At 37.1% G+C, this 19,002-nt stretch carries 17 protein-coding genes; 5 read left to right on the top strand and 12 right to left on the bottom strand.

Annotated features, from left to right (window positions below):
* The first annotated feature begins 35 nt into the window (after positions 1-35).
* Both ASE92_RS16595 and ASE92_RS16590 read left to right on the top strand, forming a co-directional pair.
* Positions 36-2,543, top strand: coding sequence for a DPP IV N-terminal domain-containing protein (locus tag ASE92_RS16595; RefSeq protein WP_056851245.1), 2,508 nt, complete (start codon positions 36-38; stop codon positions 2,541-2,543).
* 123 nt (positions 2,544-2,666) lie between these two features.
* Positions 2,667-3,110, top strand: coding sequence for a PepSY-like domain-containing protein (locus ASE92_RS16590; RefSeq protein ID WP_056851244.1), 444 nt, complete (start codon positions 2,667-2,669; stop codon positions 3,108-3,110).
* Between the two features lie 80 nt (positions 3,111-3,190).
* Here the strand turns inward: ASE92_RS16590 and ASE92_RS16585 are convergent, their stop codons facing one another.
* From ASE92_RS16585 to ASE92_RS16570, 4 genes are all read right to left on the bottom strand, one after another.
* A complete protein-coding gene (locus ASE92_RS16585) occupies positions 3,191-3,649 on the bottom strand; it encodes a hypothetical protein (RefSeq protein ID WP_056851243.1) in 459 nt (152 codons plus the stop codon).
* Between the two features lie 193 nt (positions 3,650-3,842).
* The gene (locus tag ASE92_RS16580; RefSeq protein WP_056851242.1) at positions 3,843-4,097 is read right to left on the bottom strand and encodes a hypothetical protein; all 255 of its coding nucleotides are present in this window, start codon (positions 4,095-4,097) and stop codon (positions 3,843-3,845) included.
* 78 nt (positions 4,098-4,175) lie between these two features.
* Positions 4,176-4,889: a hypothetical protein gene (locus ASE92_RS16575; protein WP_056851241.1), complete on the bottom strand. Its 714-nt coding sequence runs from the start codon at positions 4,887-4,889 to the stop codon at positions 4,176-4,178.
* A 425-nt stretch (positions 4,890-5,314) separates the two neighbouring features.
* Entirely contained in the window at positions 5,315-5,959 is a 645-nt protein-coding gene (locus ASE92_RS16570) for a hypothetical protein (RefSeq protein WP_056851240.1), read from the bottom strand.
* Positions 5,960-6,655: 696 nt separating this feature from the next.
* Here ASE92_RS16570 and ASE92_RS16565 point away from each other — a divergent pair.
* Positions 6,656-8,308 (top strand): M28 family metallopeptidase, encoded by a 1,653-nt coding sequence (locus ASE92_RS16565; protein ID WP_056851447.1) that lies wholly within the window; start codon positions 6,656-6,658, stop codon positions 8,306-8,308.
* Between the two features lie 173 nt (positions 8,309-8,481).
* Here the strand turns inward: ASE92_RS16565 and ASE92_RS16560 are convergent, their stop codons facing one another.
* Both ASE92_RS16560 and ASE92_RS16555 read right to left on the bottom strand, forming a co-directional pair.
* Positions 8,482-9,084: an outer membrane beta-barrel protein gene (locus ASE92_RS16560; RefSeq protein WP_056851239.1), complete on the bottom strand. Its 603-nt coding sequence runs from the start codon at positions 9,082-9,084 to the stop codon at positions 8,482-8,484.
* Positions 9,085-9,691: 607 nt separating this feature from the next.
* Positions 9,692-10,249: an NADPH-dependent FMN reductase gene (locus ASE92_RS16555; RefSeq protein ID WP_056851238.1), complete on the bottom strand. Its 558-nt coding sequence runs from the start codon at positions 10,247-10,249 to the stop codon at positions 9,692-9,694.
* A gap of 106 nt (positions 10,250-10,355) precedes the next feature.
* On the opposite strand from ASE92_RS16555, the gene ASE92_RS16550 reads away from it, so the two are divergent.
* Positions 10,356-11,558 (top strand): MFS transporter, encoded by a 1,203-nt coding sequence (locus ASE92_RS16550; protein ID WP_056851237.1) that lies wholly within the window; start codon positions 10,356-10,358, stop codon positions 11,556-11,558.
* A 191-nt stretch (positions 11,559-11,749) separates the two neighbouring features.
* Here the strand turns inward: ASE92_RS16550 and ASE92_RS21760 are convergent, their stop codons facing one another.
* The 6 genes from ASE92_RS21760 to pyrE all read right to left on the bottom strand — a co-directional run bounded on the left by ASE92_RS21760 (position 11,750) and on the right by pyrE (position 18,135).
* Complete coding sequence (locus tag ASE92_RS21760) at positions 11,750-12,130, bottom strand: DUF6646 family protein (RefSeq protein WP_369817434.1); 381 nt, start codon at positions 12,128-12,130, stop codon at positions 11,750-11,752.
* Between the two features lie 588 nt (positions 12,131-12,718).
* Positions 12,719-13,216, bottom strand: a complete 498-nt coding sequence (locus tag ASE92_RS16540; protein ID WP_056851235.1) for a hypothetical protein — start codon at positions 13,214-13,216, stop codon at positions 12,719-12,721.
* A gap of 10 nt (positions 13,217-13,226) precedes the next feature.
* Positions 13,227-13,880, bottom strand: coding sequence for an outer membrane beta-barrel protein (locus ASE92_RS16535; RefSeq protein ID WP_157255773.1), 654 nt, complete (start codon positions 13,878-13,880; stop codon positions 13,227-13,229).
* Between the two features lie 166 nt (positions 13,881-14,046).
* Positions 14,047-16,647, bottom strand: a complete 2,601-nt coding sequence (clpB, locus tag ASE92_RS16530; protein ID WP_056851233.1) for an ATP-dependent chaperone ClpB — start codon at positions 16,645-16,647, stop codon at positions 14,047-14,049.
* A gap of 385 nt (positions 16,648-17,032) precedes the next feature.
* Positions 17,033-17,431: an SRPBCC family protein gene (locus ASE92_RS16525; RefSeq protein ID WP_056851232.1), complete on the bottom strand. Its 399-nt coding sequence runs from the start codon at positions 17,429-17,431 to the stop codon at positions 17,033-17,035.
* Between the two features lie 44 nt (positions 17,432-17,475).
* Positions 17,476-18,135 (bottom strand): orotate phosphoribosyltransferase, encoded by a 660-nt coding sequence (pyrE, locus tag ASE92_RS16520; protein WP_056851231.1) that lies wholly within the window; start codon positions 18,133-18,135, stop codon positions 17,476-17,478.
* Here pyrE and ASE92_RS16515 point away from each other — a divergent pair.
* A complete protein-coding gene (locus tag ASE92_RS16515; RefSeq protein WP_056851230.1) occupies positions 18,134-18,745 on the top strand; it encodes an NUDIX hydrolase in 612 nt (203 codons plus the stop codon). The two genes, pyrE and ASE92_RS16515, sit on opposite strands and share 2 nt — an antisense overlap.
* Positions 18,746-19,002 lie beyond the last annotated feature (257 nt).

Raw genomic sequence — 19,002 nt, 5'->3', positions numbered from 1 at the left:
TTATTAAATAATTTAGCGGCTCATAACCAACTTTGATGAACAAACTTTACAAACTCGTTCTTTGTGCGCAGTTTTTATCGCTAACGGTAGCGGCACAAAACAAAACTTTTACTTTAACAGAAAATAATCCGGCTCAGCCTAAGGCGAATTATCAACTTGCTTCGCGATTTTCGCCAAATAAGTTGAAGAAAATGGTGTATTCTACCTCGGTTGACCCGCATTGGCTAAAATTGACCAATCGTTTTTGGTATACTTTCGAAAGTCCGAAAGGGAAATTCTGGTATTTAGTAGATCCGGCTGCGAAAAGCAAAAAATTAATGTTCGATAACGCCAAAGTTGCTGCAGACATTACGCTAATTGTACGCGATCCCTTTGATGCGGAACACCTTCCTTTGGAAAATCTAAAATTTGCTGCGGATGAGAAGAGTATTTCTTTTGAGGTTAAAAGCTCCATTGATGAGGTAAAACCCGATCGTAAAGATAAAAAAGCGGCCGATTCGTTACAGAAGAAAATCTTTTCATTTAAATATGATCTGGCTACAGCTAAACTCACCGAGGTTGCAAACTTTAGCAAACCAAAACCAAAACCAAGTTGGGGAGCTGTTGCGCCGGATTCATCGGCAATTATTTTTTCCCGCAACTACAACCTGTATTGGATGGATAAGGATAACTATAAAAAAGCCGTTAAAAACGAAGAAGATAGTACCATTGTCGACCATCAACTTACAAAGGATGGGGTTAAATTTTATTCTTATGGAAGTGATGGAGATGGTGAAAACAATGTAGAAAACGAAAAAAACAATAAAAAGCGCAGGGGTGCTTATGTGCTTTGGTCGCCAAATGCTAAATATTTCATTTTAAATCGTACCGATTCCCGCAAGGTTAAAGATTTGTGGGTAATCAATAGCGTTACGCCTGGCCGCCCCACTTTAGAAACTTATAAATACCAAATGCCGGGCGAAGCTGAGGCACCTCAAGACGAGATTTTGTTGTTCGATTTTGCAGCGAAATCATTCAAGAAATTAAATGTTTCAGCCTTTAAAGATCAAAGTGTTTCAGTTTGGAGCAAACCTTCTTTGGCAAAAGATCGCGACAACGAATTTCGTCCTTCCATCTGGTTAGGTGATGACAGCAGATTTTATTTTTCACGTACCAGCCGCGATTTAAAACGAATTGATATTGGTACAATTGATATCGCCACGAGCAAAGTTACGCCTTTAATTGATGAGCGTTTCAACACTTACGTAGAGGTAAACCGCCCTGGTTTGGTAAACAACGGCAAAGAATTAATCCACTGGAGTGAACGCGATGGTTGGGCACATTTTTATTTATTTGATGGAAACGGAAAGCTAAAGAATCAAATCACAAAAGGTTCATTTCACTGTGAAAGCATTGTGAATATTGATGAAAAAAACCGCGTACTTTATTTTACAGCCAATGGGAGAGAGGCTAAAGAGGATCCATATTATTTACATTTGTACAGCATCAATTTTGATGGTTCTAACCTTAAATTGTTAAATGCCGGCGATTACGATCACGCCATCAGTATGAATGATAATAATACTTTTTTCGTTGATAATTATTCGAGGGTAAACACGGCGCCGAAATCTACTTTAAATGATAAAAACGGTAGAAAAGTAATGGACTTGGAAACAGCTGATTTATCGCTTTTAATGGTTGCTGGCTATAAATTTCCTGAACCTTTTACTGTGAAGGCTGATGATGGAATTACCGATCTCTATGGTGTAATGTACAAACCTTTTGACTTTGATCCGAATAAGAAATATCCAATTATTGAGTATGTTTATCCTGGGCCACAAACAGAAGCGGTGAATAAAGCTTTCAGTAAATCAATGGATCGTACTGAACGCCTGGCGCAATTTGGTTATATTGTGATTACAGTTGGTAACCGCGGTGGAAATCCTTCCCGCTCCAAATGGTACCACACTTATGGTTACGGAAACCTTCGCGATTATGGTTTGGCAGATAAGAAAACTGCAATTGAACAACTCGCCGCTAAATACCACTATATTGATGATACAAAGGTAGGCATCACCGGGCATTCAGGTGGTGGATTTATGTCTACCGCTGCCATGTTGGTTTATCCCAATTTCTTTAAAGCAGCAGTTTCTAATGCGGGTAACCACGACAATAGTATTTACAACCGTTGGTGGAGTGAAAAACACCATGGTGTAAAGGAAATTGTATCTATAAAAGGTGATACTTCATTTAAATATAGCATCGATAAAAACCCTGATCTGGCAAAAAATTTAAAAGGTCATTTATTATTGATGCATGGCGATGTAGATAACAATGTGCATCCGGCAAACTCCATTCGGGTTGCTAACGCCTTAATGAAAGCTGGCAAACGCTTCGATTTTCTAATTATCCCTGGTCAGCGCCATGGTTTCGGCGATATGACGGAATATGCCTTCTGGAAATTGGCAGATCATTTTAACAAGTACTTGATTGGTGATTTTTCTGATCCCGCCGAAGTTGATTTGGTAGAGATGGATAGAGATGTGGAGAAAACCGGTAAGTAATTAAAATTTTTTTTAATCCAGTATAAAATGGCTTACGATTTAGTAGCCATTTTTGTTAATGGCTACTAAATATCACTTGAGGCAACTATTCAAACATTTTTTGTGCCCTAATGTTATTTTAATATGAATTACAAAAGCACCATTTTGGCAGCATTCTTCCTGGTGGGAGGAGTGGCCAGCAGCAATGCTCAAGATATAGACAAAAGCAAAGTACCTGCAGCGGTAAAAAATGCTTTTATGAAGGCTTTTCCAAAAGCTACTGATATAGATTGGGAAATGAAGAGTGGAAACTATGAAGCTGACTTCGATTTAGCAAAAGTTGATCACAAAGTAACTTATACAAGTGTTGGAAAAGTTGTATCGCAGGAAAAAGACATCCCCCATAATCAGTTGCCTGCTTCAATAGCAAAAAGTATTAAATCTAAATATCCGAAAGGACGAATTGAGGATGTAGACTGGATAAATACTGGTGGAAAAATTACTTATAAGGTAGATATTGAAGGCACACCCGATGTGAATGTTTGGTATAATGCAGACGGTAAATTTATTAAAGAATTAGCCGATTAAAAACAAACCCATCGAGGGATCGATGGGTTTGTTGCATTTAAATGGCATGGGCACTTGTGTTCTTTAACCTTACTCTTTTCTCAATAACTCTTTACCTCATTAAAATCCGGTTTGTTTATTTTTTTTCTGAATAGCAAGAATTGTAGAGTGGTAAACAGTAGATAGGCTATCGAGAAGGTTAATAGATTTCTAAATATAGTAACTTCATCGTGTTCTAAAAGCTTTTCAGTTATCATTACTCCTGCGATAAAAACGACACCGCATACTGGTAATCCTAGAAATGTTAAAAAAGAGAGGTAAACATTATTTCTTATTTTATCAATCAAGTTAAGGAAAATTGTTGATGAACAAATCGCCATTGCGATTAGGTATATAAACGAATAGGCTAAGTTTAACAGTATATCTAAAATCTGTAAAAGCCACGTCCAAAAATCTCCGTCCTCATGATTTGTTTCCGAAATTACAATTCTAAAGATGATATATAAAGCTATGCCTGTTAGGATATTAGTTAACCAGAATCTAAATATTACTTTATTCATGTATTGTTGTTATGAGCGCTATTACACTTTATTGGTAATCGAAAGATGCAACTACAGACAATCTTAAGAAAAAAAGGTTAATAATCTACAAAATGTTACTTCATATAAATATTCTGTCGGAACCTTTAAAATTACCATTTATTATTGCTTCAATGTACATTCTCACATCCGCTTTACTTTTGGCAAGGTGATGCTATATGCCTGATTTCTTTCTATATTCGTCTACTAATGTGGTTGTCAATGAGTCAAACCGTTGTTGAAATTTGAATTCTTTTCTTTCGTCTCTTATAGTTGTGTCTTTGTTAAAAACCGTAAAGTCTGTGAAATGAATTGCTAAAGGAGATCCACTTGATGAACCTCCATCCGGCATTGCTCCAGTTGTACTACCAGAGCCAGATAATAATACTCCTGGTAATTCTGTCGTCTGTTGTTTGTAATTCCAAAGCATATTTATTTTTTTCCGATTTCCTTTTTTGTCGACGAGGAAATATTCATGATCAATTGTCCCAGCTTCCAGCCATGTTCTTTAACACAAAAGCCACCATAAAGTAAAGTAATTTAACTTTCCATTTTTGAAATAAAATAAAAAGGCATCATCTCTCTTTTCTCCTAAGGAAAATCTGGCTCTAACCTCGTTCTTATTAGCTAATTTTTCAATTTCCGCATTCGGAAATATTTGTTTGAATCCTTCCAGAGTTGTATTCCTATCTAATGTAATATTATGACTGATTATTTTAAAAGAATTGTTTTCAGCTGAAGCCCGATCAAATAATACCAGGTGGTTGTTGGTATTATATTCAGTTTTTTTCAGGTAGATAGTTGTAATTTCACTGTTGAATCTTTCAAACGTTCCTTTTTCTTTATTTTCAGGGCCATACTTTTTTATCATCCATTCTTTATCCAACCATTCAAAAGGATTTCCACATTCCCAGAGCGTCGTTTTTACCGAATCGTTTCTTGGATATATGGTGTTAAATTCAGTTTTAGATAATATCATTTTATGTCCGTTTATTAATGCATTTTCAATGTTGATAGACTTTGAAGTGTAAACAGGATTGATATTTGGATCTTTTTTGTCTTCAGTTAGGGTGTCTTCACGATGTAGGCTGTCATTTTGTGGATTACGATTTTTCTGTACTTTAACAATAGCATCTCTTGGTTGTTCTTTTTTGTCGCTTCTGCAACCCATAATTGTTAGAAACGTTGCAATGATTATGGTTGAGATTATTTTTTTCTCCATTTTGATAGTGTTTTAAGGTCGATTTTGTAAAACTACAGCGAAATGTTTATCTAATATTGATAGTCCGCGGCAAGGGATGAACTATGTAGGTTCACCTGAGCCCCTCCCTAAAAACTAGCCAGTTGAAACTAGAGAATTGGGACAGGAATTTGATGAATATCAATAATTTTCAATTAACCAATTTCTCTGTCACATCCACTGTTCAATTTTACTCCTTCGTAGAAGTCAATTAATGTCATTTTCTTTTACTTTCTCTGTTTCAGATGTCGGTGTTCGACAAAATTACCGCTAACATTTCGGGGCTTTGCGTTCGGGCAGGAAATCAAAGCACAAATGCTGGTTTTATTACTACTGTTTAATTGAAAAACAACTGTTGAATTTTGCAATCAGCCCGCCTGACGCAAAATCCTTGTTGGCGGTAGTTTTTATTCCACTTCTTCTCCATACCAAAATATTTTGTCACGTAAAAATGCGACATTCCAATTTTCTACATAAATATTTTGAAGTTCTTTAGCCCAACCGCTTCCATTAGTTGTTTTCCCATTATTTTTACAGGTAGCTATATATTTTCCAGTCAAAAAGTTGAAAGATTTTTTAACAATTTTTGAACCTTTTTTATAACTTAATTCATAACCAATAACTTGAACTTTTTTGTTGTTTGGATTAAATCGAAATTTTAGTTTTTCTTTCAAATCTTTTTTTTCACCAGAAATATTGGGAATTGCAATTTGGTCCATATAGTCGAAAACTACTTGGCATATTTTATTTTCATTAATAGTGCAGAATGTATAGTAAGCAGATTTTTTATTGTTATAGAGAATGCTATTGTTCAATAAGTTAATTTTAATTTCACTTTTCAACGAAGATAAATTGATTGAGAGTACATTTCGCAGCATATTATCTTCATCATTTAAGTGTGTAGTACTGAAATAATCAACCAGGTTATCATCATCAAATTTAGCTGATTGATCTCCTGTAATTTCGTCTTCTTGTTCTTTTGTCCATTTTGTGGTTTGTGCAAATGTTTGGGTACAAATTGTCAAAAGTAAAAGTGCAAATATTGTTTTCATAATATGTATTTAGGAATTAGAGAAGAAGAATATTATTTGTCCGTAAATTACTATTGGCGGAACAACAACAACTGTGAGTAATTTTAACCGAAGCTTCTGATTAGAAATTAGTGCTAAAATTATTCCTAAAATTGCTATAATAAAAGTGAGTGCATCTAAAATCATTCCTGATAAACAACCAAAAATAATTAGTAATAGTCCTGAAATGTAAAAACATTTTTTCATTTATGTCAATGTTTTCTTTTGGTAGCAGTCGGTCTGTAAAATTACTGCCAACATCTAAATTTACGCATTTCGCAAAGCCGAATTAAATAACATTCGTAAATCTTTAACAAATTGGTGGTTTTACGAATCTTTTATCAAATAAATCGCTTTTCAGATTTAGTGCTAAGTACATAACATATAAAACACCAGTTGATCCTTCTAAAATAAAAATTTGCACGATCGCAATAGGGGAAACCGGAAGTTGCTTCGCATTTGGAGCTTTGATATTTTTACTGTTCTCGCCATCTAGCCCCGATAGTAATGATTAAGTTTTAATTTGTAATTACTTTGCTATCGCCATCTTATCGATGTTTAAAACTTAAGATGATAAGCGGGAAGCTAAATCAAAAAAATGCTTCTGTTGTTGCGCTCCAGATCCTTAAAAACATTAAATCAAAAAAATTCCTAAATTACCAGCTTAAAATATCCTCAATGAACAAAATCTTATTTTACGGGGTGGCAATTGCCTTGTTTGCTCACTCCTGCAAGCAGGCAAAAGAAAATAATACTAACAACGGGCCAGACTCATTGGCCATCAAAGCCATCAACGATTCGAGCTTAACTCACTATTTATCAGCAATTGCTGCTGACAGCCTGGAAGGGAGAAAACCTTTTACCAACGGCGAAACCAAAACCATCAATTACTTAAAGCGAGAATTTGAGCAATTGGGTTTAGAACCTGGCAATGGCGATAGCTTTTTTCAGGAAGTGCCTATGGTGGAGATTAAATCGGTACCTGAAAGTAAGATGGTGATTCAAGGGAAATCAGGGAGTTTAAGTTTGGATTATTTGACGGATTTCGTTGCAGGATCACGCCGTGTACAAGATGAAGTGAACATAAAAAATTCGCCATTGGTTTTTGCGGGTTATGGCATTGTAGCTCCAGAATACGGTTGGGATGATTATAAAAATCTGGATGTGAAAGGTAAAACGGTTGTGGTTATGATCAACGATCCGGGCTTTTCGGATTCGAATTTATTTAAGGGCAAAAACATGACTTATTACGGTCGCTGGACTTATAAATTCGAGGAAGCCTCGAGGCAGGGTGCAGCTGCAGTATTAATTATTCACGATACTGAACCTGCAGCTTACCCTTGGACGGTGGTGCGCAGTGGCTGGTCGAAATCGAAGCTGAATTTGCAATCGGCAGATAACGGCATGAATAGAACGGTTATTGAAGGCTGGATTTCTTTGGATAAGGCCAAGGCACTTTTCAAAATGGCTGGTGAGAGTGATGCCTTATTTTCGGCTGCCAGGAGCAAAAATTTTAAGGCGGTAGATTTAAATGCAACCACTTCTTTGACTGTAAAGAATACGATCAAAAAGTCGGTTACTTATAACGTTTTGGCAAAAATACCGGGCACTACCCGAAAAGATGAGGCTATTATTTATTCGGCTCACTGGGATCATTTAGGCATTGGTGAGAAGATTCAGGGAGACTCTATTTATAATGGTGCGGTTGATAATGCAACTGGTGTAGCATCGTTGTTTGAACTCGCTTCGGCATTTAAGAAATCGCCAAAAGCACCAAATAGGACTATTCTATTCATCTCCTATACCGCGGAGGAGCAGGGTTTACTGGGATCAGAATACTATGCCAAACATCCTTCTTTTCCTCTAGATAAAACGGTTGCCAATATCAATATGGATATGATGGGGATTGCCGGCAAAACCAAAGACATTGTGGTGTATGGCTTCGGTCAGTCTGAGTTAGAAGATTACGCTTCTGCTTCTGCTAAAAAACAGGGTAGGGTTGTGGTTCCAGATCCGGTTCCTTCTTCTGGTTTATACTACCGCTCTGATCATTTTAACCTCGCGAAAGTTGGCGTACCATCGCTATTTACGGGTTCTGGAGTTGATAATGTAAAGAATGGCCGGGAGTGGGGTTTAAAACAAGTAGCTGATTTTACCAAATTCAGATATCATTCACCGCAAGATAATTTTGATGCAAAAACCTGGGATTTATCTGGAATTGTACAAGACGTGAGATTGGTTTTTGATATGGGTTACCGTTTAAGTAATGAAGATGTTTATCCGAAGTGGAAAGATGGATCGGAATTTAAAGCGATAAGAGAAAAGAAATAAGAATCAGTCGTTCACAGATTACCTGATTATCATTTCACACGTTCGGCCTTTTGAATTTATTTAAGGATTTTACTCATTTTTTAAAGATTTCTCCACTTCGGTCGAAATGCCGAAAGCAAAAAAAGCCTCAGAATCTGTGATTCTGAGGCTTTTTTTTAACTAAAATGTTCCGATTAAAAGTGGAACTGAACGCCCAATTTTGGAGCGAAAGTATTTGCTTCTAAACCGAATGAGTTTGAGGAAACTTCACCACCTGTGATCTCATTTTTAACATTTAGGTTATTGTACCCTAAACCGTTAACTGATACTTCGATACCAATTCTTTTGGTAGGGAAAAAAGCAAAACCAGGTGCAATGTTTACGCCAATGCTGGTTGTAGAGGCTACTTTAGCGCCAGTATCGCCATTGTCATTTACTATTTTATTGTTTCCAAACGCCATCGGAACTGATAATTGTCCGAAGAATTTGAATTGATCTGATAAACCAACATAGTAACGGCCAAAAGGTGCTACTACGAATGCCTGGTTTAAGCTATTTTCACTTACTTGTTTGTTGTAATTGTAACCTACGCCGGTACCAATTGCGAAATTATTGTCAACAAAATAACCAACACTTGGTACTATGCTGAAGCTAACATCAGATTTTGCTGCACCTTCTACTTTTGTAGAATTGAAGCCCACATTACCACCTAAAATTACTTTTCCTTTTTCTGTTTGTGCATTTGCTCCATACACTAAACCTGCAACTGCTACTACTGATAATAATAGTTTTTTCATCTTTTTTATTATTTATTTGTTTAAAAAAAACAGCCAGTTTTACTTTTTTAATATCTGACTATATTTGGTTAAAAGTCAATGTCAGTGCCAGAAAATGCTGTCAGCGTCATTAAAAAATCAGTTTTTAGCCAATCGCCTAATAGCGAATTAGATATAAAATGCATGTTAATTCTTTATTATTTTTGTGTGACTAAAACTTAATCGAGTGATTAATTTTTGCCAGGTGCCAAATTGACAATTTAGTTTTATTTCCGATTCTTGTCAGCTTTTTTCGGAAGCTTTGACATCTTTTAGGAATATCACTGAAAGGAATTTTTCAGTTGTAGTGGAGGATATCCAAGCTGAGCCTTAGATATCATTTAAGGTTTGCAGTCATGCTGCGGGTTAATTCAATCAAACATAAAATCACAACTGTGAGAAGCAATTTCTGTTAACTTACAAAGTGAGAAGGCTGTATCTTAATGACTATTTTTCCCCAAATGCTGTCCTGTGAAGCCTGTCGAAACACCCGATCTATATTTAACCAGGTCTTTCAACAAGCTAATCAACCTCAACGGATAATAAACATCATCTCAAACAAAGGTTTTATAATCTTTTGTAGAATCTCTTAAACTTTACAGGAGAGAATCAAATTCTCAATCTTTCTCTTGATCAAACTGATGGTTTTATCATCTGTTAAATTTCCATCTTCATCAAATTTATCTTGTGCTTGGGCAATTAAAACTTCCGGCTGTAAAACGGGGTTCATATTCAAAAAAGTAAAAATCGGAAGAAATGCAGTTTGCATTCTAACTGTACCCCACATGCCCTGAGTAGCACCTAGTAGCGCAACGGGCTTGTGCATTAATGGCGCATCTTTTCCTCTACTGGCCCAATCAATTGCATTTTTCAATCCTCCGGGAACAGAATAATTGTACTCTGGGGAGGCAATAATAAAAGCATCTGCCTGAGCCAAAGCTTCTCTAAATTTAACTACGCTTGATGGTCTTTCTGGCATTTCAGGTGTATCGTAATCGGCGTTATAAACCGGAACATCATCATAAGAAACGATTTCAAATTCTGTACCCTCTGGTACTAACGTTCCGGCAAATTTAAGCAACATCGCGTTGTAAGAGCCTTTTCTAAGACTTCCACAAAGGCCCACAATTTTTCTGTTTTTTTCCATAAGGATTAAACCACATCTCGGTAAAAATGTTTGAGAGTCACGCTGTAGCGCTTAATTAAGTTAGAAATTTTTATCACTACTTTTGACATCGTATTTATTTTCTTTTATGAACGAGCAGAATCCTTCAAAAGCCATTATCGAAAAAACCGTATTCCCGATATTGTTTGCCTTAAGTTTTTCACATTTATTAAATGATACTATTCAATCGCTTATTCCGGCAATTTATCCTATCATTAAAACAAATTACAAACTCAGTTTCTCTCAAATTGGCTTAATTACGCTAACCTTCCAGCTGGCCGCCTCTTTATTGCAGCCATTTGTAGGGATGTATACCGATAAAAAACCGCAACCATATTCATTAGCAGTCGGCATGGGTTTCACTTTAATCGGTTTAATTACCTTATCACAATCCACCCATTTTTACACCATGTTAATTTCGGTGGCGCTAATCGGTGTTGGCTCATCTATATTTCACCCTGAAGCATCCCGAATGGCGCATGCCGCATCTGGAGGGAAAAGAGGTTTGGCACAATCGGTTTTCCAATTGGGTGGAAATGCAGGGAGCTCTTTAGGGCCGCTGTTAGCTGCATGGATTATTGTACCCTATGGCCAATTTAGTGTGGTTTGGTTTTCGATCATCGCATTATTGGCCATCGTGATTTTGAGTTATGTAGGTAATTGGTACAAAGGTTTTGTCCTTTCCAGAAGCAAAAAAGCTGCTGTTGCTACTGTCGCCAATCAATTTTCGAGAAATAAAATTGTTTTTTCGGTAGTGATTCTGTTGTTGCTTATTTTTTCGAAATATTTCTACATGGCCAGTCTAACCAGCTATTTTACTTTTTACCTCATCAATAAATTTGACGTTTCTGTACAAACCTCGCAGATTTACTTATTTGTATTCCTATTTTCAGTAGCTGCAGGAACGTTATTAGGTGGCCCAATTGGCGATAAAATAGGGCGTAAATATGTGATTTGGGCTTCAATTTTAGGCACAGCACCATTTGCATTATTGCTACCTCATGCCAATTTATTTTGGATAGGTATTTTAATCGTTCCTATCGGGATGATTTTGGCTTCGGCCTTTTCTGCCATTCTGGTTTATGCACAAGAATTAATTCCCGGGAAGGTTGGCTTAGTGGCTGGACTGTTTTTCGGTTTTGCTTTTGGAATGGGTGGGATAGGTTCTGCACTGTTAGGCAAACTTGCAGATTCTACCAGTATTGAATATGTTTTTAGTATCTGTGCATTTTTGCCCCTGATCGGGTTACTAACCGGATTTTTACCCAATATTGAAAGCAATAAAAAATAAATGATTGGTTAATTTTCAAAATACAACATCGAAATTAGGTTGACGAAATTATAACACAAAAAAAAATAAGAACTAGCTTTTTAGATGGTTTTAATGGAAAGTTTAAATTTAGGAAATGAAAAAGCATCGGCTTAAATGCCGATGCTTTAAAATGGTTGAATTTTAACTGAAAACTGCGATTTGTTAGGATACTATTTTCCTAAATCGAATGTAACGCCAATGTTAAAAGAGAATTGGTTGTTCAATCGCTCATAGCCGATTGCATCAACATTATACTTTGCGATCGGAAATTGTGCTTCTGTAAAAAGCCCGAAGCCTTTATTAAAGAAAACTCTTCCGCCAACATGAGCGCCAAAGTTTTTAAGGCCCAGATTTAATCCAGGGTATAAATCTATATTAGCGGGCAAACCAATCACACTTCCTAAATTTGCATTAAATCTAGCTTTAAGATCAAAACGGTCGCGGAAGCCTGGTTTTTCTATCCCTTCGAAGGATTTTATGCCAAGTAAATAAACTGCTTGTGCGCCGATGAAGAAGCTTTGCCCTAAGCCATAATCAAGCGTCGTGACAATTCCGGCACCTCATTTTTGGAGACTTGCACCAACCTGAAATCTTAAATCATCTTTTGCTTTAGGCATCACTTTGTGCATTTGCCTGTGTGTAAGCAATAACCAGTAAAAATAAGCTAGTAATAATTCTTTTCATTTCAAACAATTGATTTTATGGGTAATTAATAAATTCTGGTCTTCGTTCTCTGCCTGTATTCCAAAACTAACGTCAAGCGTATGTTCGAAATCAATTATCCCGATAGGAGATAACCGCTTACAAAGAAAAATTTAAATTTAAAGCAGCTTAAATAAAGCTGGTATTACAGGATGTAATTGCTATAAGGATATTTAGCAAGCCGATTTGGCGATGCAAACATATAAGAAAAGAATTTTTAAGGAAATTATAACGGAATAAATTCTGTCGGCTTATCGTGTAAATGGATTTTCAGTGGATAGTAAATAAAAAAGAGGATGTATCATAAATACGAAATGGCAGCCCTAAACTATCGTAAAAACTTGCTCAAAAGCCTTAAAGCAGTTTCGAAAAGCTTTACACGACAATGTTCGGTGATATTGATTTATGATACATCCTATAAACTTCTAAATCTTAAATTATTGGCGATTTAACCGTTCAATTAAATAGTAATTGTCTAATGCATCTTCAGAATCCAGATCGTCACCTTCATTCTGAATAGATTTTACCTTCCCATCACTTTGCGGGGAATTACTAAAATTGTATTCGAATTTAACGGAACCGATGGATTTTATCTTACCTGTAATCCCGGGTAAGGCAGATAAATAATATTCTACGTTTTTATTGCCAATAGATTTTATTTTACCATTAAATTCTGGTATGGCACTGAGGTAATATTCTACTGAAATATTTCCAATGGCTTTAACTTTTCCATTAAATTCAGATAGTGCACTGAGATAATATTCAATCTGTACATGATCAATGGATTTAATTTTTCCATCAAATTCAGATATTGCGCTACTGTAATATTCTATTTTCCCACGGAATCTTTGTGCATTTGCCTGCATCGTAATGAATAGCAGGATAACGACTACGGAGCTTCTTAAGCCCATAACTTGGTTAAACAGGTTTTTCATAAGAGGATTTTTAGAAGTGGAAGTTTATGGTAAAAGTGGGTGTGAAGTTATCAAGTGCCAGTCTCAGGTTATTCTTCTTATCAAAATTATATAGTGATTCTTCGGCATAATAATTTTGGTGGAAAAAGCTTAAGATTGGGAATGAAAAATCGAGGCTTGAATCATCAGATAAAAAATAGGTAAAGCCCGGAGCTAAGCTAGCGCCCCAACCTTTTGCTCGTGCATCTGTTCGAATCAGATAACCTGCATCATCTACCCGATTGAATGTGTTGATTTGCAGGAGCAGATTTGCCTGAACGAAAAATTTAAAACGTTCTTTAACGTCTATATACTTGCGAATGAAAGGCGAGAGTCCGAAGCTAAATTCTTTCGGACCATAACGGTCTTCGTAGCGCCCATCTTCTTCATCCCATGTAATGTAACTTTCGCCGCGGAGCTTTGAAAGATTTAAAGGAATTTCAAGCCCGATAGCGAGATTATTTGCAATGAAATAGCCGCCCCTCGGCGTTGCCGTAAAGGTGTTAATACTGGCTGTAGCATCGTTTTGTTTCGAGGTTCCGAAGCTCAGGCTTATTCCGGCGAAGCCAGAACCCTTTTCAGTTTGCGCATGGCTATGCCAACTGATGGCGCATAGAAGCACCAAGATGATTAATTTAGGTTTCATTTGTGTTGTGTTTTTGTGTGTAACCAATATTAATCATAATTGGAGTAAAAAGCAATAGAAAAGCAGCGTAGGCGGAATGTTCAGTTTAACGCTGAATATTGAAGCTGAAGCACAAAAAAAATCCTGCAGAAATTAATCTGCGGGATTTCATTTATTGATATAATATTTAATCTTGTTTTTGGTTCAGGAACACAAAATTGTGATCAAACATATCTAACTTAATTTTACTGTCTTTATCGATCTTGCCGGCTAATATTTCCTTCGATAATTCATTCAAGATTCTCTTTTGAATAACTCTTTTCAGTGGTCGGGCACCAAACTGCGGATCGTAACCAAGCTGTGCCAACCAATCAAGTGCTTCTTCACTTGCATCCATTTCAATTCCCATTTCAGCAAGTGTCTGCTGTACATGTTTAAATTGCAAAGCCACAATATCTCTAAGTTCATTGCGATTTAACGGAGTAAACATGATTAACTCATCAATTCGATTTAGAAACTCCGGTCTGATGGTTTGTTTCAATACCTCGAACAATTCGTTTTTAGTTTTTGCAATTACTTCATCCCGGTTTTCATCACTTAAATTTTTGAAATTATCTTGAATTAAGTGCGCTCCAATATTCGATGTCATGATGATGATTGTATTTTTAAAATTCACCGTTCTGCCTTTATTATCAGTTAAACGGCCATCATCTAACACCTGCAACAAAATGTTAAACACATCCGGATGCGCTTTTTCAATCTCATCAAGTAATACAACCGAATAAGGTTTACGCCGAACGGCTTCTGTTAATTGCCCACCTTCATCGTAGCCTACATATCCTGGAGGCGCACCAATTAAGCGGGAAACAGCATGTCGCTCCTGGTATTCACTCATGTCGATCCGGGTCAAGGCATTTTCATCGTTAAATAAAAATTCTGCCAAAGCCTTTGCCAACTCTGTTTTACCTACCCCAGTTGTACCAAGGAAAATAAACGAACCAATTGGTTTGCGCTTGTCTTGTAAACCTGCACGCGAGCGGCGAATAGCATCAGAAATGGCTTCTATAGCCTCATCCTGTCCAGCTACACGCTGGTGTAATTCTTGCTCAAGGTTTAGCAATTTCTCCCTTTCGCTGGCAATTAACTTGGTAACCGGGATACCCGTCCATCTACCTACCACGCCTGCAATATCATCGGCAGTTACTTCCTCTTTTAGCATTCGGCTATCCGTCTGCTGGTTTTCCAAATCAGCTTTCAGCTTTTCTACCTGATCCTGCGCTTCTTTAATTTTTCCGTAACGGATTTCGGCAACTTTGCCATAGTCTCCGGCACGTTCGGCCTGTTCAGCCTCTAATTTATAATGCTCAATCTGTTCCAGTTGATTATTTACCGCATCAACAAGGTCTTTTTCTCCCTGCCATTTTGCTTTCAGTTCATCGCGTTCAGCAGATAAATTGGCAATTTCTTCTGATAGATCCTGAACTTTACGGTCATCTTTTTCGCGTTTGATCGCCTCACGTTCAATTTCAAGTCGCATAATTTCGCGATCCAAAGCATCTACATTTTCTGGAACACTGTCCATTTCCATGCGTAATTTTGAAGCCGCTTCATCCATTAAATCGATGGCTTTATCTGGCAAGAAACGATCAGAAATATAACGCTGACTCATTTCTACTGCAGCGATAATTGCTTCATCTTTAATCCGCACTTTGTGGTGGGTTTCATAGCGTTCTTTCAAACCGCGAAGAATAGAAATTGCATCCTGTGTATCAGGTTCCTCTACCATCACCTTTTGGAAACGACGTTCCAGGGCTTTATCTTTCTCTAAATATTTTTGATATTCATCCAAAGTGGTGGCACCAATTGCCCTTAATTCGCCACGAGCTAAAGCAGGTTTTAAGATGTTAGCCGCATCCATAGCACCTTCGCCGCCGCCTGCACCAACGAGGGTGTGAATTTCGTCGATAAACAAAATGATATCGCCATCGCTTTGCGTTACCTCTTTCACTACCGCTTTCAATCGTTCTTCAAACTCACCTTTGTATTTCGCTCCAGCAATTAATGCGCCCATATCGAGGGAATAAACGGTTTTGCTTTTCAAATTCTCAGGTACATCACCTTTAATAATTCTGAAAGCAATTCCTTCCGCAATTGCCGTTTTACCCACACCAGGCTCACCAATTAAAATGGGATTATTCTTTGTTCTTCGAGATAATATTTGAATTACCCGACGGATTTCTTCATCACGGCCAATTACCGGATCGAGCTTTCCGCTTTCGGCATACTCATTTAAATTACGGGCATATTTGCCCAAAGCCTGATAAGATGCCTCGGCATTTTGGTCCGTTACGCGGTTATCGCCACGGAGTTCAGTAATGGCTTTTTTAAGGTCTTTTTCGTTAGCACCTTGCTCTTTTAATAATTTGGATGTACTGTCATTCACTGCCAAAACTCCTAACAGGAGATGTTCTACCGATACAAATTCATCTTTAAATTCTTTTAAAAATGTTTGTGCCTTTTGCAGAACACTATTTGTATTTGATGACAGATAGACATTGCTTCCGCTAACTTTCGGGAATCTTGCAATCTCTGCATCAAGATTTTGGTTGAGTAAATTAAGGTTCACGTTTAGTTTCTTCAAAACATAAGAAACCACGTTTTCATCAACAGTAAGCAAACCTTTAAGCAGGTGTGCCGATTCAATAGCCTGTTGCTGGTTGCCTTGGGCTATTTCAGAAGCCTGTTGAATTGCTTCCTGGGCTTTTATTGTAAAGTTGTTGAAGTTCATATAACCGTTTTAATCAAAACAAATGCCACAGCAAATTTGATTTTACAATCGGAAATTTTGTCTGTATGATTCAAGTTATAATGACTAATTTACTGATTATTAGAGGTTTGTACTGAAATTTTGTCGTATTAAATATTTGAAATAATTTGGAAACCTAAGTAACTGGTTCTTGGCAACTGTAGCCCTTCTTTCCATTACAAGTCCCGATAAAAATCGGGAGCTTTCCATTTCAATAAGGTTTAGGTGGCCAGAGTACTGCAGCTATGAAAAAAACCTAAAGGCACAAAAAAAGCATCTGTATTTGTGGTCAACAGATGCTTTTCGATATGTTTTGCTAATTAACTTTCTTCAAGATCAATTAAAACATTCGGCAATTAGCGGTATTTTACCCCAAGATTTCTTTTAATTTCTGTGTCTGATGATCGACTAATTTTTGGAGTGGACCAGAAGCCAACATTTTCATCATCATATTTAAATCTGCAGAGATGATGTGTTTTGCAATGGTAGTGCCATTTCCATTATCAGCAACTGTCCATTTTAATTCCACCTCAAAAGGTGCTTTTTCAGTGGGGATTGCTGTTAATTCTTGGTTTTCAACACGATTAGAAATGGCGATCGCTAATTTTGCCATGTTTTGAATGGTGAAACGTGCCTCGTCTTCTGTAGATTCCCAGTTATAAATATTTTCGGGCATCAATTGTTGATGGTTATTCATGTTTGAGAGAAAAGCATAAACTTCCGCAACGGGCTTACTTACCTCTACAGCGCTTTCAATAATCGTCATTATATATTTTTATAGGTTAATTTTAAATAGTGCGGACTTTGGACTTAAGACTCAGGACTGATAACTTGTCCCCACTGTGATGGGTTTAAACGCCATTTTCCTAATAACTCCATGTCGGTTTTGGCGATGATGCTGTGCTCGGCAGCATAATCAATTAAGGCAGCATAGCTAGATAAAGTTAGGTAACGACACTTAGCGGCAGCAAAATTTTCCTCTGCTTTTTCAAATCCGTAAGTGAAGATTGCCGCTAAACCAGCAACCGATAAACCTGCGCTTCTTAATGCATCCACGGCTTGTAAACTGCTTTTTCCTGTAGAAATAAGATCTTCAATTACCACTACTCGTTGCCCTTCTACCACTTCACCTTCAATTAAGCTTCCTGTACCGTGTTCTTTTGCTTTAGCTCTAACATAAATAAAAGGTAATCCCAACTCTTGAGCTACTAAAACGCCTTGTGGAATTCCAGCGGTTGCTACTCCAGCAATAACATCTACCGAACCAAATTCTTCTTGGATGGCCTGTGCTAATTTCTGGCGTATGTACGTTCTCACCTGAGGATGAGATAACGTAATTCGGTTATCGCAATAAATTGGCGACTTCCAACCAGATGCCCAGGTAAAAGGATTATTAGGTTGTAATTTAATTGCCTTTATTTGTAATAAAAATTCCGCTACCTTTAGTTCAATATCACTTTTATTATACATGGCTCAAAAATACAGAATTTATATTAACGATAACACCCTCTTTATATCAGATGTTTTGCCAGAACAAAAAGAAAAAATTCAACAGCTTGAATTTCAGGATTTTGATTTGCAGACATTTTACAAAAAATTAAAAAATGGGTCTAAAAAAAGCTACATCTTCTTAACCAAAAACCCTCAGGAAACATTCAGGAAGCTTAAAAAGAACTGTGAGATTATTAAAGCAGCTGGCGGTTTGGTAGAAAGCGTTAATGGAAATTACCTCTTTATTTTTAGGAACAAAAAGTGGGATCTGCCAAAAGGAAAGCTGGAGGAAGGTGAAAATATGAAGGAAACAGCGGTAAGGGAAGTGGAGGAAGAATGCGGAATTAAAGTGGCTAAACGAGAAGAAAAGCTTTGTAAAACTTACCATGTTTATCCTTATGGTTCAAAAATGGTGATTAAGAAAACCAACTGGTACCGGATGACTGTAAAAGGCGAGCCAAAGTTGGTTCCTCAAAAGGAAGAGGGTATAGACGAGGCCGTTTGGTTAGATAAAAACCATCTTGGCCCGGTAGTGAAAAATACTTTCCCTTCTATTATGGACGTGTTGAGGGCTGGAGGGATTTTGTAATTAGCGATTAAATCGCATTGCTATTTGTGCGNCGGTAGTGAAAAATACTTTCCCTTCTATTATGGACGTGTTGAGGGCTGGAGGGATTTTGTAATTAGCGATTAAATCGCATTGCTATTTGTGCGCTCGTTAGAAACGAGYGCAGGCGTAAAACCATCTTGGCCCGGTAGTGAAAAATACTTTCCCTTCTATTATGGACGTGTTGAGGGCTGGAGGGATTTTGTAATTWGCGATTAAATCGCATTGCTATTTGTGCG

The organism is Pedobacter sp. Leaf41, from assembly GCF_001422545.1.
GTDB lineage: Bacteria > Bacteroidota > Bacteroidia > Sphingobacteriales > Sphingobacteriaceae > Pedobacter.
Note: the sequence above shows the minus strand (reverse complement) of the source record. Positions and strands in the feature narration are given on the sequence as shown.

Excerpts from the sequence above, each read along its gene's own strand:
- ASE92_RS16595 (WP_056851245.1), top strand. The coding sequence starts at position 36 with ATGAACAAACTTTACAAACTCGTTCTTTGTGCGCAGTTTTTATCGCTA.
- ASE92_RS16590 (WP_056851244.1), top strand. The coding sequence starts at position 2,667 with ATGAATTACAAAAGCACCATTTTGGCAGCATTCTTCCTGGTGGGAGGA.
- ASE92_RS16585 (WP_056851243.1), bottom strand. The coding sequence starts at position 3,649 with ATGAATAAAGTAATATTTAGATTCTGGTTAACTAATATCCTAACAGGC.
- ASE92_RS16580 (WP_056851242.1), bottom strand. The coding sequence starts at position 4,097 with ATGCTTTGGAATTACAAACAACAGACGACAGAATTACCAGGAGTATTA.
- ASE92_RS16575 (WP_056851241.1), bottom strand. The coding sequence starts at position 4,889 with ATGGAGAAAAAAATAATCTCAACCATAATCATTGCAACGTTTCTAACA.
- ASE92_RS16570 (WP_056851240.1), bottom strand. The coding sequence starts at position 5,959 with ATGAAAACAATATTTGCACTTTTACTTTTGACAATTTGTACCCAAACA.
- ASE92_RS16565 (WP_056851447.1), top strand. The coding sequence starts at position 6,656 with ATGAACAAAATCTTATTTTACGGGGTGGCAATTGCCTTGTTTGCTCAC.
- ASE92_RS16560 (WP_056851239.1), bottom strand. The coding sequence starts at position 9,084 with ATGAAAAAACTATTATTATCAGTAGTAGCAGTTGCAGGTTTAGTGTAT.
- ASE92_RS16555 (WP_056851238.1), bottom strand. The coding sequence starts at position 10,249 with ATGGAAAAAAACAGAAAAATTGTGGGCCTTTGTGGAAGTCTTAGAAAA.
- ASE92_RS16550 (WP_056851237.1), top strand. The coding sequence starts at position 10,356 with ATGAACGAGCAGAATCCTTCAAAAGCCATTATCGAAAAAACCGTATTC.
- ASE92_RS16540 (WP_056851235.1), bottom strand. The coding sequence starts at position 13,216 with ATGAAAAACCTGTTTAACCAAGTTATGGGCTTAAGAAGCTCCGTAGTC.
- ASE92_RS16535 (WP_157255773.1), bottom strand. The coding sequence starts at position 13,880 with ATGAAACCTAAATTAATCATCTTGGTGCTTCTATGCGCCATCAGTTGG.
- clpB (WP_056851233.1), bottom strand. The coding sequence starts at position 16,647 with ATGAACTTCAACAACTTTACAATAAAAGCCCAGGAAGCAATTCAACAG.
- ASE92_RS16525 (WP_056851232.1), bottom strand. The coding sequence starts at position 17,431 with ATGACGATTATTGAAAGCGCTGTAGAGGTAAGTAAGCCCGTTGCGGAA.
- ASE92_RS16515 (WP_056851230.1), top strand. The coding sequence starts at position 18,134 with ATGGCTCAAAAATACAGAATTTATATTAACGATAACACCCTCTTTATA.
- pyrE (WP_056851231.1), bottom strand. The coding sequence starts at position 18,135 with ATGTATAATAAAAGTGATATTGAACTAAAGGTAGCGGAATTTTTATTA.